Genomic DNA, 14,504 nt, shown 5'->3' on the forward strand with positions numbered 1-14,504 from the left:
TCCAAGGCGGTTGAAGACCCGTACTCCCTTGTATCCGTCTGGCCAGGCTGGCACACTCCGTCAAGATCATGCCAAACATGCCCTCCCTCAGCGGCCCCCTCGTGGCTGTGCTCGTCTATGATGGCCTCTGCACCTTCGAATTCGGGGTGGCCTATGAGGTCTTCGGCCTGCCGCGTCCTGAGATGGGGGCCTCCTGGTATCGCTATGCCACCTGCGGCATCGAGTCGGGGCCGCTTCATGCGGCGGGTGGGCTGACGGTCGAGCCGCATGCCGGCCTGGAATTGCTGGAGGAGGCCGATCTCATCATCGTGCCGGGCTGGCGCGGTATCGCCAGCCCTGTACCGGCGGACCTCATCGACAGCCTCAAGCTCGCGCATCGGCGTGGCGCCCGCCTGATGTCGCTGTGCTCAGGCATTGCCGTGCTGGCTGCCTGCGGCCTGCTCGATGGTCGGGAGGCGACGACGCATTGGCGCTATGCGGCCGATATCGGCGCGCGCCATCCCACCATCGCACTCGATCCTGGCCGGCTCTATGTCGACCTTGGCGACATCATGACCGCCGCCGGGAGCGCAGCGGCGCTGGATCTTTGTCTGCATGTGATCCGGCGCGATTTCGGCCCGGATGCCGCCAACACCGTGGCCCGCCGGCTGGTGGTGCCTCCGCATCGCGACGGCGGCCAGGCTCAGTTCATCGAGCGGCCTGTGCCGCGTGAGCGTGAGTCCGCCCGGCTGGCTCCCTTGATCGATTGGCTGCGCCAGAATTTGGTCGCGCCCCACCGCATCGAGACGATCGCTGCCCGCTCCGGCATGAGCCAGCGTACCTTCCAGCGCCGCTTCGAGGAGACGACTGGGCTGCCGCCGGGCGAATGGCTGGTGGCCGAGCGCGTGCGGCTGGCCCGCGAGCAGCTCGAGCGCAATCTCGGCGCCTCGCTCGGCGACATCGCCGCAAGTTGCGGCTTCAATTCACTGGAGACGATGCGCCATCATTTCCGGCGTCGCGTGGGCGTCAGTCCTGCGGCCTATCGGGCGCGCTTCCGCTCGGAATAACTATTCCGGGCAAGAAATTTAGTCGGCAAACTTCAGCACGGATTGCAGCAAGCCCGGGAACTTTTCATCGATATCCGGGCGCAGGGCGACGAAGCAGCGCGTGCCTTCCTTGCGGTGGCTGACGATGCCGGCCTCACGCAATTGCTTGATGTGATGGCTCAGCGTCGAATTGGCGACCTGGCAATCGAATTCCGTCGATCCCTTCTCGCCCTCCGCGAGCAGCGTGGTGACGATGTGCAGCCGCACCGGATCACCGAGGGCGGCCAGAACGCCGATCAGATTGATGTCGTTCACATCGGGGTGAGGGTGTTGCTTCATGGGTTCTTCTACCTATATTCGACGAATATCGAATTTTGAAACTTTAACGCCTCGGCGAGCCGACCACCAGTTAAGTCTGTGTAAGCCAGGTGCAGGAGTGTCAATCGATTGCCCAGAAATGCCATTTGGAACAAGGTTCTTCCAATGCCCTCCTTACTTGATCCCATTCGTATCGGCGCGCTCGATCTGCCCAACCGCGTCATCATGGCCCCACTGACCCGCACCCGGGCCAGTGAGGGCCGCGTGCCCAACACGCTGATGCGCGACTATTATGTCCAGCGCGCCTCGGCCGGCCTGATCCTGACCGAGGCCACCGCCGTCACGCCGACGGGCGTCGGCTATCCCGACACGCCCGGCATCTGGTCGCGGGAGCAGGTCGAGGGCTGGAAGGTGATCACCAAGGCCGTGCACGAGGCCGGCGGGCGCATCGCTTTGCAGCTCTGGCATGTCGGCCGCATTTCCGATCCGATTTATCTCGACGGGGCCCTGCCGGTTGCCCCGAGCGCCATCGCGCCGGCGGGCCATGTCAGCCTGATCAGGCCCGAAAAGCCCTATGTCACGCCGCGTGCGCTGGAGCTCGACGAGATTCCCGCTATCGTCGAGGCGTATCGCCAGGGTGCGGCCAATGCCAAGGAAGCCGGCTTCGACGGCGTCGAGATCCATGGCGCCAACGGCTATCTGCTCGACCAGTTCCTGCAGGATTCCACCAACAAGCGCACCGATGCCTATGGCGGCTCGATCGAGAACCGCGCGCGGCTGATGCTCGAGGTCACCGACGCGGTGATTTCGGTGTGGGGCGCCGATCGCGTCGGCATGCATCTCGCTCCGCGCGGCGATTCGCATTCGATGGGCGATTCCGATGCGCCGGCCCTGTTCGGCTATGTCGCCCGGCAATTGGATGCCCGCGGGATCGCCTTCATCTGCGCCCGCGAATATGCCGACGGCTCCAGCGTCGCCCCGGTTATCCGCAGCAATTTCAAGGGCGTGTTCATCGCCAATGAGAAGCTGACGGCCGAAAGCGCCGAGGCTTTGGTCGAGAGCGGCGAAGCCGACGCGGCGGCCTTCGGCAAGCTCTTCATCTCCAATCCGGACCTGCCCGCGCGCCTGTCCCTCGGCGCCCCGCTCGCCCCCTGGAATGCCGCGACCTTCTACGCCAAGGGCGCCGAAGGCTATACGGACTATCCGGCGCTGGAAGAAGTGCCGGCGTGACCTTCCCGGAAGCGCGGACACCCAGTCCGCGCTTCAGAAATCACTTCGCCTTCTTCACGTCCTTGATGTCGGCGAACACGATGGAAGGCGATCGCTCGCCTTGGTAGCGCAGGTCGAAGGCGGATTTGGCCATGAACACCGGATCGCCGTCGAGATCATCGGCGATCGAGAAATTGTGGGACGAAACGAAGCTGTCGAGTTCCAGCTTCGTCGGCGCCGAGATCCAGCGCGCCAGCGCGAATTCTGACGGTTCGAAGCGGATTTCCAGCCCATATTCGGCCGCGAGCCGGCCCTGCAGCACGTCGAGCTGCAGGGCGCCGACCACGCCGACCAGGGCAGGGGAGCCGTCGCGCGGGCGGAACACCTGCACCACGCCTTCCTCGGCGAGGTCCTGCAGGGCATCCTTGAGCTTCTTGGCCTTCATGGCGTCGGGCAGGCGCACCCGGCGCAGGATTTCCGGGGCGAAGCTCGGCACACCCAGGAAGGCGATCTCCTCGCGCTCGGTCAGCGTGTCGCCGATGCGCAGGGCACCGTGGTTGGGAATGCCGACGACATCGCCCGCATAGGCCTCCTCGGCCAGGGCACGATCCTGGGCGAAGAAGAATTGCGGCGCGTTAAGGCTCATCGACTTGCCGGTGCGCACCTGCTTCACCTTCATGCCCCGCGTCAGCTTGCCCGAGCACAGACGTACGAAGGCGATGCGGTCGCGGTGATTGGGATCCATGTTCGCCTGGATCTTGAAGACGAAGGCGGAGAGGTTGTCCTCCGTCGCCTCGACCATGCGGGTGGCGGCAGCCTGGTCGCGCGGCTGGGGCGCATAGTCGCCCAAGCCCTTGAGCAGGTCGCCCACGCCGAAATTCTTGATGGCCGAGCCGAAGAATACCGGCGTCATATGGCCTTCGCGGAAGGCGGCGAGATCGAATTCGCCGCAGGCCTCCTGCACCAGCGCGATCTCTTCCGAAGCCGCTTCGGCGTCGATGGAAGGCACGGCGCGGGCCAGGGCCGCGGCATCGCCGGCCTCGACCGGGATCGGCGCGGTGTCCTTGTCGAGCAGGCGCACATGGCTGGCCGTGAGGTCGTAGGTGCCGGCGAAGTCGCGGCCGCGGCCGAGCGGCCAGGTCATCGGCACGGTGGAGAGCGCCAGCGTCTTCTCGATTTCGTCGAGCAGTTCGAAGGGGTCGCGTCCCTCGCGATCCATCTTGTTGATGAAGGTGACGATGGGAATGTCGCGCAGGCGGCAGACCTCGAACAATTTGCGCGTGCGCGCCTCGATGCCCTTGGCCGCGTCGATCACCATCACCGCCGAATCGACGGCCGTGAGCGTGCGATAGGTATCTTCCGAGAAGTCCTCATGGCCCGGTGTGTCGAGCAGGTTGAAGACCAGGCCCTCATATTCGAAGGTCATCACCGAGGTGACCACCGAAATGCCGCGCTCGCGCTCGATCGACATCCAGTCCGAGCGGGTGTTGCGCTTTTCGGCTTTGGCCTTGACCTGGCCGGCGAGCTGAATCGCACCGCCGAACAGCAACAGCTTTTCCGTCAGCGTGGTCTTGCCGGCGTCCGGATGGGAAATGATGGCGAAGGTGCGACGCCGCTCGACTTCGCGGGCGAGCGGGGTGAGGGCCGAAGTGTGTGACAGATCGTTCAAGGCGGACCTAAGGAAAAGTTTGCAGCCCCAAAGCGGGGGAGATCATCGGGAATTGGCGCGCTTTTGGCACGAAACGGTGTCCGCGTCACCCCCGACGATGTCAGCGCGGCCTGTGGATGAAACACGCAATGCAAAAAAACTGAAACTTGCCTGTTGCAATCCGTCACGGGCTTTGGCATAGAGCGCCCACGCCGATGCAACGAGCATCTGCGGCCCACGGAAGCGGGTGTAGCTCAGGGGTAGAGCACAACCTTGCCAAGGTTGGGGTCGAGGGTTCGAATCCCTTCGCCCGCTCCAGTGGTCCCTTCGGGGAAGAACAAAAAAGCGGTCCTTCGGGGCCGCTTTTTGCTTTTGGGGCCATTTCAGGCCGGAATTTCGCCGGTTCTACTTCTTGCTGCCCATCAGGGCGATGAAGTCGGCTGCCTTGTCCTTTTCGTACATCGAGCCGGTGGTGATGTCGAAGCCGGGCTTGATTCCGCCGGCCTGCATGGCGGCGAGCGAGAGGGCGAGATAGCTTTGGGCCTGCGGGTCCTGCCAGGCAGCCGCCAGGACATAGCCGTCCTGCACCTCGTTGGCGGTATCGAGCGAATTGCCCCAGCCGACGACCGGAATCTCGCCAGGCTTCACGCCGACCTGGTCGAACACGCGCTTGATGCTGCCGGAGACGAGATCGCCGAGCGGAAGGATCGCCTTGATCTTGCTGCGGTTGGCCGTGAGGTAGTCGCTCATGCGTGAGATGATGTCGGCTTGGTCGAGCGTCGAATCGGTGACCTCCCAGCTGATGTTCAGCGGCTTGAACACGCTGGCGATGCCCTTTTCCTGGTCGGCGCCATAGGTCGCGCCAGGCACTTCCACCGGCATCCAGACGAAGTCGCCCGATTTCACCAGCCCCTTCTCGACGAGGTAGCGGGCATGGTCGGCGCCGGCCTTGATGTTGTCGCCGCCCACGAAGGTGGAAAAGCGGACCGTCTTGTCATCGGAGTTGAAGGCGATCACCGGGATGTTCTTGGCATTGGCTTCCTCGACCGGCTTGACCAGGCTGCCGGCGGCGGGACTCGCCGTGACGATGCCGTCGGCGCCCGCCGCGATTGCGGCCCGGATGGCCTCCTGCTGCGAGGCGACGTCGCCATTGTGGAAGGAAGTGTTGACCTTGTTGCCGGTGTCCTTGGCCCATTGCTCGGCGCCGGCCAGGAAATAGGTCCAGACCGGGTCGGCGGCCGAGCCATGCGAGATCCAGTAGAACGTTTTTGGCGCCGCCTCGGCCGGCGATGGCGCAGACGAGAACGCCATGCAGAGTGCGGCGCCGGCGCCGAGACCCCAGCGCGCCATCCGCTTGGCGAGAACTTTCAGTGACATCAGATCCTCCCGATGTGATTGTTTGTTGTCCTTGTGAGATCGCGCCCGGCCCTTAGGGGCTGGTTCGCGCATCCCAGACGAAACATCCTACATCGGCAGTCGCGGCCGGATGCCGCTGATTCCACAATTCTTGTGCTGGCAGGTTTTTCGCTCCGGCGGCATCACCCGGGATCGAGCCTTGCTTCGGTAGATCGAGGGCAGCCGCGATCGTCCTCGCCGGCCGGCACAGGCTGAATCAGGACCCGATCTGCCTGGCCTTGGCGAAGGCGTCTGCCTGCTGCTCCGCCTCTTCAAGCTCCGCCGCCAGGCGTTCGGCGCGCTTTTCGCGCCGCCAGGCGATCAGGCTGTTGATGGTGAGTGCGGCGAAGCCGAGCGTATAGACGGCGGCGACGAAGGCGCTGAACCAGGCATTGTTGTCGCCGGTCCGCAAGGCGCGCTGGAGCTCGATAGTGGTGGCGATGCCGTAGATCAGCACCACCAGCATGGTGAAGTTCTGCACCCGCGCGCCGAAGCGCCGGAGGATGAGATGCAGGCACAGATAGAAGAACGGCATCACCACGGCATTGGCGACGATACGGCCGATGGGATGGAAGATCGAGGGCAGCATCTCGCCGAGCCAGCGCGCCCCGACGAAAGGGACGATCAGCAGCAGGGCATAGAGCAGGCCGAGGCCGGTCCAATCCATCAGGCGATTGGACAATGCCGGTCTCGTCGGTTCTGCCGTCATGTTCCCGTTCCGTGGACTGCACCCGCTCCGGATTTAAGCACATTCCGGAGCCGATAACAGAGGAAACAGGAGCGCTGCAATCAGGCCGCGCCGGCTTCGCGGATGACGCGGCCGAGCCGTTCGATGCCCTGGTCGATCGCGGCATCATTGGCCAGCGAGAAGCTGAGCCTAAGCGTGTTAGCGCCCGAGCCGTCGGCATGGAAGGCCTGGCCCGGCACGAAGGCGATGCGGGCGGTCTCGATGGCGCGGGCGAGAAGGCGGGCGCCGTCCATGCCGTCCGGCAGCGTCACCCAGACGAACATGCCGCCCTCGGGGCGCGACCAGCGCACGCCCTCCGGCATGTGGCGTTCGAGAGCGGCCAGCATGCGGTCGCGGCGATGGCGATAGGCGCCGCGGATCTTCTCGACCTGGGCCGGGAAAGCATGCTCGGCCACATGATGCATTGCCATCTGGTTGATGGTGGGGCTGTGCAGGTCCGAGGCCTGCTTCATCAGCACCAGCTTCCTGATCACGCCGGCGGCGGCGCAGATCCAACCCATGCGCAGGCCCGGCGCCAGAGTCTTGGAGAAGCTGCCGCAGGAGATGGTGCGGGTGGCATCGATATGGCCCTCGCGGGCAATGTCGAGCGCCAGGATCGGCGGCACGTCGACGCCGTCGTAGCGCAGCGACTGATAGGCGGTATCCTCGATCACCACGATGTCAAGTTCGCGCGCGAGATCGAGCACGCGCTCGCGCCCGGCCCTATCAAGCGTCTCACCGGTCGGATTGGCGAAATCCGGCGTCAGATAGGCGAACTTCACCCGCCCACCCGCTTTCGCTGCGGCGTCGGCATAGGCGGAAGGGGTCATGTTGCCTTCCACCGGCGCCAGCCTGTCATAGCGCGGCTCATAGGCGTTGAAGGCCTGCAGGGCTCCGAGATAGGTCGGCCAGGTGACGAGGGCGGTATCGCCCGGGGAGAGCAACAGCTTGCCGAGATAATCGAGCGCCTGCTGCGAGCCGGAGGTGATCAGGATGTTGTCCGGGCCGCAGGTGACTCCGATGCGCTGCATCTGCCGGACCACCCAGTCGCGTAGCGGCGGAAAGCCCTCGCTGGTGGAATATTGCAGCGCCGCGCCGGCGCTCACATCGCCGAGCACGCTGGCATAGGCCGTCCGGAACGCTTCGTTCGGAAACAAGGCAGGGTCGGGAATGCCGCCGGCGAAGGAAATGATGTCCGGCTGTTCCAGCAGTTTCAAAAGTTCGCGGATTTCCGAGGCACGCATCCGTCCCGCCCGCGTGGCGAAGATCGCTTCCCAGTCCAAGATCTTGTTCTCCTGATAGACGGCGGCGAGGTGCTTGCCGTCATACGATCACGGCATCGTTTCCTGTCAGGGAGTTGCCCCTTTTCTGGGCGCGATGCTCATGTTGCGTGCAGCATCCTACTTGCGAAAAATTATGTCAATAATGCTGACATATTTTTTCGCTTGTTGCGCCGCAAGGCCGCAGGCGTGGCCGATCAGGCCTTGACCGTCACCAGATAGTCCTCCTCCAGCCACGGGCCGCCGATCGGGGCGAGGCGGAAGCGGATCTCGCTGCCATCAGCCAGGGAAGAGGTCGGCAGGTCGAGGACGTGGAGGGACAGGCCGGCGTCATGGGTACGGCCCTCGTCGTGGCTCGCCCAGCCGTCGAAACTCCAGCGTATGGCCGAGAGGTCGGCAAGCTCGATGCGCAGGATCTGGCCGGGGGCGATGGCGTGGCGCTGGTGGTTGAGCCGCCAGAAACGGCGGTTGCTGACGATCTTGCGGGTCAGATAGCGCTCGACCGTCTGAGGCGGGGTGTCGAACACCGTCCCGTCGCGCAGCGAACGAAGCAGCTTGATGTGCTCGCCATGGGCCCAGACCAGCGGCATGGCACTACCGGTCGGCTTGCCGAGAAAGAGTTCGTGCTCCGGCCGGTCGGCGCTGTCCCAGATCTGCTCGGGCAACTGGCCACCAGGGCCTGCCGATGCTTCGAGCGCGGCCAGCAGGCGCCGGGCTTCCTCGGGCCGGCCTGCGGCGAGTTCGTAATGCGCCCTTTCACCGGTCAGCAGCGGCCAGAGCCGGCCGACGCCGGTGCCGTCGAAGGCGGAGCCATCCTCATGCTCGCCATAGCCATCATTGTTGTAGCGATACCAGCAGGACCCATTGGGCAGGTCGCGTTTCAACAGGTGATCGATCGCCTTCACGGTCGCCACCATACGTGGGTCGTCGGCGGCCCTGAGGCCGAAGCGCACCAAAGCGAGGGCATCGGGACTGAGCAGCATCTTGGCGCTGAGCACGGCCTCCTGGGCGGAGCGGTTCTTGATGGCGACAGTACCGCCGAGGCCCGGGCCATCCTCGCTGTCGCCGGGGCCGATGCGGACATAATAGCCGGGAATGTCGAGCGCCCTGGCAAGCTCGGTATCGGTGGCGAAGGTCCAGCCATCGATCTCGGCATGCCATGCGTCGGCCGTCTCGCGCAGCAGTGTGGCGGCATCCGGACGATCCGCCGCGTCCATGGCATCGGCGGCAGCGAGCAGAGCGGCGATCTCCACGGCAAGCGTGAAGGGCGAATAGCCGGCGTCCTCTTCCCAGCGGTCTTCGTCGGTGACGGGGCCATTGCGCAGCACGAAGCTCGCCGCGCGTTCCACCATCGGCAGGAAGCGCCTGGCTTCGGCGGCATCGAGACTGCCGGCGCGCACCAGCATGTCGAAGAGCAGGATGGGAAAGGCGGTCTCGTCCATCTGGATGCCGTCCCAATAGGGATGGCCGTCGATCCAGTTGTTCTGGGCCCAGTGGCCGTCGCCTTCCTGGATGGCGGCGAGATAGTCGAGGATGCCGCGCGCGTCGGCCGGGCTGCCGGCCGCCAGGAAGCCGCCGGCCGTCTCGACCAGGTCGCGCGGCCACACCAGATGGTAGCCGCCAAGGTCGTTGTCGCCCTTGTTGTAGCCCCAGGGCGTCGACAGGCTGGCGATGGCGCCGCCCGTGAAGGCGCCGGTGCGGTGGGCGGCAAGCACGGCGGTGCTGGTGCGATAGCTGGTGCCACGCGCGGGGCTGACATGGTCGAGATCCTCGAGCCCGGCCTGCCAGCCTTGCCAGATCGCGCGTACGCGCTGGCGCGCGGGCTCGAGCCCCTGCTGCAGGCTGGCGATGGCGTTGAGGGCTGCTTCCTCCGGTCGCAGGCCGAGGCCGAGGGTGAGCAGCACGCGGCCCTGGCTGCCGCGAAGGTCGAGCGTGCCGCTCAGCGCGACATTGCCGTTCTCGGCGCGGAGCCAGGCCGAATTCACGCCTTCGCCGCGTTTGAGGGTCTGCCAGCCATCGGAAAAGCCGACATAGCCGGCCGAGCGGTCCTGCCAGGGAACCGAGGCGGCGAGGGCGAGCGAATAGCCATAGCTGCCGCTGGCCATCAGCAGGCCATGCCCCTTGTAGTCGTCGACCCAGGCGGTGTTGTGGCTGCCCTGATTGACCAGATGCGGCGACAGCAGCACATGCAGGCCGTAATCCTCGGCCTCGCCCTTCAGGGCTTCGAACCGGATGTCCTGCAGCAGGCTGTCGCGGAAGGGGTCGGCCAGGATGGTCTTGCGGATGCGGTAGCGCCCGTCCTTCGCCGTGTTGACGAGTTCGAAGACTGGCGTACCGTCGCTCTCCATGCGGATCTCGCCGTCCGCATCGCGCTTTTCTTCGGAAAAATAGTCCGCGGCCGTGACGAGGAGGCCGCAATCCCGGATGCAGGCAAGGTCGATGCGCGGATAATAGATCTCGTTGAGGATGCCGTGGCTGAGCGCGAACCAGACTCGGCTCGACGCGGAACCGGCGGTGCCGATTCCGCTCTTAGCGGCCGAGGTCCAGCGGGGCTCGACGCCCGGGGCTCCGGGAGGTGGGGCGGTTTCGCTCATGCGCTAGTCTTCTTGCCGGCTGGCTTAGCCATGGTGAGTATCTTGGCTTTGGCCGGTGATCTGGCCTTGGCAGGTGTCCTGGCCTTGGCAGGTGTCCTGGCCTTGGCGGGTGTTCCGGCCTTGGAAGGCGCCTTGACCTTGGAAGACGTCCTTGTCCTGGCAGACGGTTGGGGCGCTTCCTCGGATTCGTGGAAATTCCTCAGGCGCCAGAGGGCGGCACCGCCATCGAGGCCGGCATCATTCGAGCCGAGCGTGACATTGGCCGGCAGAGTGAGCTTCACATGCTTGGTGTTGCCGCCGCCAAGATGGAGGTGGTCATAGTGGAACAGAACGAAGAGCACGTCGATGACGTGTTTCAGCCGCTTGTTCCAACGCTTGTTGCCGATCTTCTCCCGTGCCGCCTCGCCGATATAGTCGTCATAGGTCTTGGTGCGGGTGATGGGGTGATGAGCCAGCTCCATATGCGGCATCAACTCGCCGTCGCGGAACACGGCCGTGCCCGCTCCGGTACCCAGCGTCAAGGCAAGCTCGATGCCCTTGCCCTTGATCAACCCGAGGCCCTGGACTTCCGCATCGTTGATCAGCCGTATCGGCTTGTTGCCGAGCCGGGCGGCAAGCTTTTGCCCGAGCGGAAAGCCGTCCCAGCCATCGGGTGCGAGGTGCGGCGCGGTGAGGATGCGGCCATGCCGCACCAGGCCGGGAAAGCCCACCGAGATGCGGCTATAGGCGGGGAGGGACGCGACCAGCTCGGCCAGGGTCTCGACCAGCAGATCGGGCGGGCAGGGATGGGGCGTGGCAACGCGCACCCGCTCCCCCTGCATCTGCCCGCTCGGATTGATGATCGCCGCCTTGAGGCCGGTGCCTCCAATGTCGATGGCGAGGATGTCGGATGTCTCCTTGGCCACGGGCAGGCTCCCTGATTGACGGCGATCCCAGTTCTACCGGGCTTCGTCGATGGAAAGGCGCAATTGTGGCTGGCTTGTGTTGCCGGCTTTATTTTGGTGGTGATCCTATCAGCTCGGTTACCCCTGCGGCAATTCGGAGGCGGAATCCGCCTCGGATCGGGCCGGCGGCATTCGATTGAGGCAGAATGTTGCCCTATTGCTAAGCGCTATGCACAAAATCCATGCAGCCGCCGCATACCGGGCATACGCGCCAGTCTGTGCGATTTTTTACCGTGCGGTGCAAAAGAGGAGTATATGCACTGCAACAAATCAATCTCTCTGGAAAGTAAGTGTCATGGTTCTCTTCGGTTTTGTTTCTTCGATCGCTTCTCGTTTCACGGCCTATCGCAATTATCGCCGTACCCTCCAGGCTCTCTCGGCTCTTGATGACCGCGAGCTTGCTGATCTCGGCATCTTCCGCGGCCGTATCGAGGAAATCGCTCGCGGCGCCGCTCGCTAATCGAGCCTAGCGTCCGTTACGGAATGCAAAGCCGCCGGGATGGTTCCCGGCGGCTTTTTCTTTGGTTGTTGCTCGCGCCGATTCCCTGCAGAACAGCAGGACAGGCCATGCTGCACCTGCGAAGAGCCGCAATGACTAACCCATCGGCTGTGCGGAGCGCCTCTGCCAGGCATCCACGCTCAGCGCATAGCTCGTGCGATGCGCAAACGGTCCCGGAGCTCTATTGGCGTTCGAACCAGGCCAAGGCCGGTTCAGCCTCGGTGAACTTGGTTTCCTCGTCCAGCTTAACCCGCTCGCCACCCTTCTGTTCGAAGAGCCGGCCGCGATAGAAGGTTGCCACGCCGCCTTCGGGCAGCGGCTTGTCGAGCTTCCACAATTCCGCCCTGGCGTTCTGGCGAATCCGGACCCAGCGCAGGGTCGTCACAGGCCGTCGATCCGCATCAGCGCCTCGAAATGCAGTTTGGCTTGGTGATCGAGCACATTCATCCATTCACGCGCGGTGCTCTCGATGACCTGTTGGGGAATGAGCTTGAGTGGCCGGCCGGTCGACATGGCCAGCACCTGCTGGCGGCAGGCGCGGTCGAGATAGTAGAGGTCGTCGAAGGCGGTGGCGACGGACGGGCCGCCGACGATGATGCCATGATGGGCCAGGAAGACGATATCGGCCTTCTGGTCCGACTTGGCGGAGCTGGCGATACGCTCGCCTTCCTTCTCGCCCGAGGCAAAGCCGCCGAATTCGTCGTTATACGCCGTGCGGCCGTAGAAGCGGGCTGCCGTCTGATGGGCCATTTCGAGCCGGCCCCCCTCGATCATGGTGAGGCTGGTGGCCCAGGGCATATGGGTGTGCAGCAGGCAAAGATGGCGCGGATTGGCGCGGTGACCGGCAATATGGATGTTGCGGGCCGTCGCCTCCAGTTCGCCTTCGCCCTCCAGGATCTGCCCCTGTCCATCGACGAGGAGAAGATCCGCCGGGCGCATCTCCGACCAGTGGACGCCATAGGGATTGAAGAGATAGCGCTCTTCGGCGCCGGGGACCTGCACCGAGAAATGGTTGCAGATGCCCTCGTTGAAGTCGAACTTCGCGGCGAGGCGGAAAGCGGCCGCGAGTTCGCGGCGATAGACGTCGATATCAGGCATTGCATTTGTCCGATCACGGGATGGAAAGCTTTCTTATCCCGTGATGCCGGGCGAACGGCAACGGCTATGTTGCCGCATTGGGCATTGCACCGGAAAGAGCCGGCTTGCCAGGGCCCTATTGGCTGCCGATCAGGATACCGGTGAGCAGCACCAGGATGCCGCCGAGGACGACCTGCACGATCGCCGACGTGAAGGGCGTGGCCATGAAGCGGGTACGGATCCAGGCGATGGCGATGAGTTCCAGCACCACCACGCAGCCGGCGACACCGGTCGCCACCCAGAAGTCCGGGATGAGATAGGGCAGGGTGTGGCCGAGGCCGCCGACGGTGGTCATCACGCCGCAGGCGGCGCCGCGCACCCAGGGATGGCCACGCCCGGTGATCTCGCCGTCGTCGGACAGCGCCTCCGTCAGACCCATGCTGATGCCGGCGCCGATCGAGGCGGCCAGGCCGACCAGGAAGGCGTCCCAGGAGTTCATGGTGGCGAAGGCGGCGGCGAAGATCGGGGCGAGGGTGGAAACCGAGCCATCGATCAGGCCGGCGAGGGCGGGCTGCACGATCTGCAGCACGAACAGGCGCCGGGAGGTCTCGTCCTCGCTGCGCTTGAGATCGGCGGGCAGCTTGGATTCCAGGGACTCGGCCAGGCTTTCGTGACGCTTTTCCTCTTCGGCGAGATCGGCCAGCAAGGTGCGGATTTCGGCATCATGAGTCCGCTCGGCGGCCTTGGCGTAATAGCGCGCCGCCTCCAGTTCCATCGCCTCGGCCTGCTCGCGCACGGTCTCGATGCGCAGATTGTCGAGCAGCCAGATCGGGTTGCGCTTGAGGAACCCCTTGACGTCCTGGCGGGTGATGTAGGGCAGGGTGTCGCCGAATTTGGCGGTATAGGTCTCCATCAGGCGGTGGCGATGGCCGTGCTCCTCCTGCGCCATCGCCTCGAAGATCTTGGCCGAGCCGGGAAAATCGGCGCGCAGGCGGTTGGCGAATTGCAGGTAGATGCGCGCATCCTCCTCCTCGTTGGAGATGGCGAGCGCCAGGATTTCGGCCTCGTTCAGGTCGGAAAAGCGTTTCATGACGAACTCAGATTAGAATAATTCTAAATTAAACTCCTTCTATCCTGCCCGCCGGTTCCTGTCGAGCCAAATCCCTCATCCCGGGAAGACGGGCGGCGCGAGCAATGCCGTCAGCATCGAACCCACCAGAAAGTTGAGGAGCAGGCCGATTAGCACCACTGCGATCGTATAGATCGGCGTCTTCATGGTGGGGATCCGCATCAGCACGGGAGCGCCGACGAACAGGAGATAGACGCTGTAGAGGCCGACGATGGCGAGCAGTCCAAGGGCCGGAACGATCGTGAAGATGTTGGCGAGCCAGGCCGCCGTCATGCTGTAGGCAGCGAGCTTGAAGGCGCTGAGGAAGTCGGACCTGCCGCCGAAATGAGGAGAGAGTCGGTCGATCACGATCGCCATGACATGGAGCATGGCAAGGGTGATCACGTAGCGCAGGACGGCCAGAACGAGGCCGCCGACCAGGCCGATGCGAACGCCGCCGATGCCGATCAGAGAGGTGCCGATGAAGCCGGCGACCGGCCCGATGGCGGCGAGGTAGAGGACATAGTCCCGATAGATGCGCTCGACGCTGGTCGCCTCGGCGGCGATATTTCGCCATTCCGCCGACGGCGACAACAACAGGTTTCGCGCCCGCGCCACGACATCCATGACCATGATGATGACACCTCCGATCGATCGCTCCCCCTGCATAGCATGGGGCG

At 64.5% G+C, this 14,504-nt stretch carries 14 protein-coding genes and 1 tRNA gene; 4 read left to right on the forward strand and 11 right to left on the reverse strand.

Going from position 1 to position 14,504, the window contains the following annotated elements:
• Positions 1-47 precede the first annotated feature (47 nt).
• A complete protein-coding gene (ftrA, locus tag U1R88_RS08755) occupies positions 48-1,046 on the forward strand; it encodes a transcriptional regulator FtrA (protein ID WP_322431360.1) in 999 nt (332 codons plus the stop codon).
• An 18-nt stretch (positions 1,047-1,064) separates the two neighbouring features.
• Here ftrA and U1R88_RS08760 read toward each other — a convergent pair whose 3' ends face one another.
• Positions 1,065-1,364 carry an ArsR/SmtB family transcription factor gene (locus U1R88_RS08760; protein WP_068286200.1) on the reverse strand — a complete coding sequence of 100 codons (300 nt, stop codon included), beginning with the start codon at positions 1,362-1,364 and terminating at the stop codon, positions 1,065-1,067.
• A 144-nt stretch (positions 1,365-1,508) separates the two neighbouring features.
• On the opposite strand from U1R88_RS08760, the gene U1R88_RS08765 reads away from it, so the two are divergent.
• The gene (locus U1R88_RS08765; protein ID WP_322430898.1) at positions 1,509-2,573 is read left to right on the forward strand and encodes an alkene reductase; all 1,065 of its coding nucleotides are present in this window, start codon (positions 1,509-1,511) and stop codon (positions 2,571-2,573) included.
• A 40-nt stretch (positions 2,574-2,613) separates the two neighbouring features.
• On the opposite strand, the gene U1R88_RS08770 is transcribed toward U1R88_RS08765, so the two are convergent.
• Positions 2,614-4,221 (reverse strand): peptide chain release factor 3, encoded by a 1,608-nt coding sequence (locus U1R88_RS08770; RefSeq protein ID WP_322430899.1) that lies wholly within the window; start codon positions 4,219-4,221, stop codon positions 2,614-2,616.
• Between the two features lie 222 nt (positions 4,222-4,443).
• Between U1R88_RS08770 and U1R88_RS08775 the strand changes: the two genes are divergently transcribed.
• Positions 4,444-4,518 (forward strand) — tRNA-Gly (locus U1R88_RS08775).
• 87 nt (positions 4,519-4,605) lie between these two features.
• On the opposite strand, the gene U1R88_RS08780 is transcribed toward U1R88_RS08775, so the two are convergent.
• The 5 genes from U1R88_RS08780 to U1R88_RS08800 form a co-directional block, all read right to left on the reverse strand.
• Positions 4,606-5,511, reverse strand: coding sequence for a substrate-binding domain-containing protein (locus U1R88_RS08780; RefSeq protein ID WP_322431361.1), 906 nt, complete (start codon positions 5,509-5,511; stop codon positions 4,606-4,608).
• 301 nt (positions 5,512-5,812) lie between these two features.
• Positions 5,813-6,304, reverse strand: coding sequence for a hypothetical protein (locus U1R88_RS08785; protein WP_322430900.1), 492 nt, complete (start codon positions 6,302-6,304; stop codon positions 5,813-5,815).
• Positions 6,305-6,384: 80 nt separating this feature from the next.
• The gene (locus tag U1R88_RS08790) at positions 6,385-7,608 is read right to left on the reverse strand and encodes an aminotransferase-like domain-containing protein (RefSeq protein WP_322431362.1); all 1,224 of its coding nucleotides are present in this window, start codon (positions 7,606-7,608) and stop codon (positions 6,385-6,387) included.
• Between the two features lie 191 nt (positions 7,609-7,799).
• Positions 7,800-10,196 carry a glucan 1,4-alpha-glucosidase gene (locus tag U1R88_RS08795; protein WP_322430901.1) on the reverse strand — a complete coding sequence of 799 codons (2,397 nt, stop codon included), beginning with the start codon at positions 10,194-10,196 and terminating at the stop codon, positions 7,800-7,802.
• A complete protein-coding gene (locus U1R88_RS08800) occupies positions 10,193-11,101 on the reverse strand; it encodes an ROK family protein (RefSeq protein WP_322430902.1) in 909 nt (302 codons plus the stop codon). The genes U1R88_RS08795 and U1R88_RS08800 overlap by 4 nt, the downstream gene beginning before the upstream one ends.
• A 334-nt stretch (positions 11,102-11,435) precedes the next feature.
• On the opposite strand from U1R88_RS08800, the gene U1R88_RS08805 reads away from it, so the two are divergent.
• The gene (locus U1R88_RS08805) at positions 11,436-11,600 is read left to right on the forward strand and encodes a DUF1127 domain-containing protein (protein WP_082979645.1); all 165 of its coding nucleotides are present in this window, start codon (positions 11,436-11,438) and stop codon (positions 11,598-11,600) included.
• Positions 11,601-11,820: 220 nt separating this feature from the next.
• Here U1R88_RS08805 and U1R88_RS08810 read toward each other — a convergent pair whose 3' ends face one another.
• The 4 genes from U1R88_RS08810 to U1R88_RS08825 all read right to left on the reverse strand — a co-directional run bounded on the left by U1R88_RS08810 (position 11,821) and on the right by U1R88_RS08825 (position 14,457).
• Positions 11,821-12,024: a hypothetical protein gene (locus tag U1R88_RS08810; RefSeq protein ID WP_068286156.1), complete on the reverse strand. Its 204-nt coding sequence runs from the start codon at positions 12,022-12,024 to the stop codon at positions 11,821-11,823.
• Positions 12,021-12,737, reverse strand: a complete 717-nt coding sequence (locus U1R88_RS08815) for an aldolase (RefSeq protein WP_322430903.1) — start codon at positions 12,735-12,737, stop codon at positions 12,021-12,023. The genes U1R88_RS08810 and U1R88_RS08815 overlap by 4 nt, the downstream gene beginning before the upstream one ends.
• A 115-nt stretch (positions 12,738-12,852) precedes the next feature.
• Positions 12,853-13,806 (reverse strand): iron exporter MbfA, encoded by a 954-nt coding sequence (mbfA, locus tag U1R88_RS08820; protein ID WP_322430904.1) that lies wholly within the window; start codon positions 13,804-13,806, stop codon positions 12,853-12,855.
• A 75-nt stretch (positions 13,807-13,881) separates the two neighbouring features.
• Positions 13,882-14,457 carry a Yip1 family protein gene (locus U1R88_RS08825; protein WP_322430905.1) on the reverse strand — a complete coding sequence of 192 codons (576 nt, stop codon included), beginning with the start codon at positions 14,455-14,457 and terminating at the stop codon, positions 13,882-13,884.
• Positions 14,458-14,504: the final 47 nt, after the last annotated feature.

The sequence above is a fragment of the Labrys sedimenti genome (assembly GCF_034424805.1).
GTDB lineage: Bacteria > Pseudomonadota > Alphaproteobacteria > Rhizobiales > Labraceae > Labrys > Labrys sedimenti.

Coding starts and splice junctions, on each gene's coding strand:
- U1R88_RS08785 (WP_322430900.1), bottom strand. CDS start 6,304: ATGACGGCAGAACCGACGAGACCGGCATTGTCCAATCGCCTGATGGAT.
- U1R88_RS08780 (WP_322431361.1), bottom strand. CDS start 5,511: ATGGCGTTCTCGTCTGCGCCATCGCCGGCCGAGGCGGCGCCAAAAACG.
- U1R88_RS08760 (WP_068286200.1), bottom strand. CDS start 1,364: ATGAAGCAACACCCTCACCCCGATGTGAACGACATCAATCTGATCGGC.
- U1R88_RS08795 (WP_322430901.1), bottom strand. CDS start 10,196: ATGAGCGAAACCGCCCCACCTCCCGGAGCCCCGGGCGTCGAGCCCCGC.
- U1R88_RS08805 (WP_082979645.1), top strand. CDS start 11,436: ATGGTTCTCTTCGGTTTTGTTTCTTCGATCGCTTCTCGTTTCACGGCC.
- U1R88_RS08765 (WP_322430898.1), top strand. CDS start 1,509: ATGCCCTCCTTACTTGATCCCATTCGTATCGGCGCGCTCGATCTGCCC.
- U1R88_RS08815 (WP_322430903.1), bottom strand. CDS start 12,737: ATGCCTGATATCGACGTCTATCGCCGCGAACTCGCGGCCGCTTTCCGC.
- mbfA (WP_322430904.1), bottom strand. CDS start 13,806: ATGAAACGCTTTTCCGACCTGAACGAGGCCGAAATCCTGGCGCTCGCC.
- U1R88_RS08825 (WP_322430905.1), bottom strand. CDS start 14,457: ATGGTCATGGATGTCGTGGCGCGGGCGCGAAACCTGTTGTTGTCGCCG.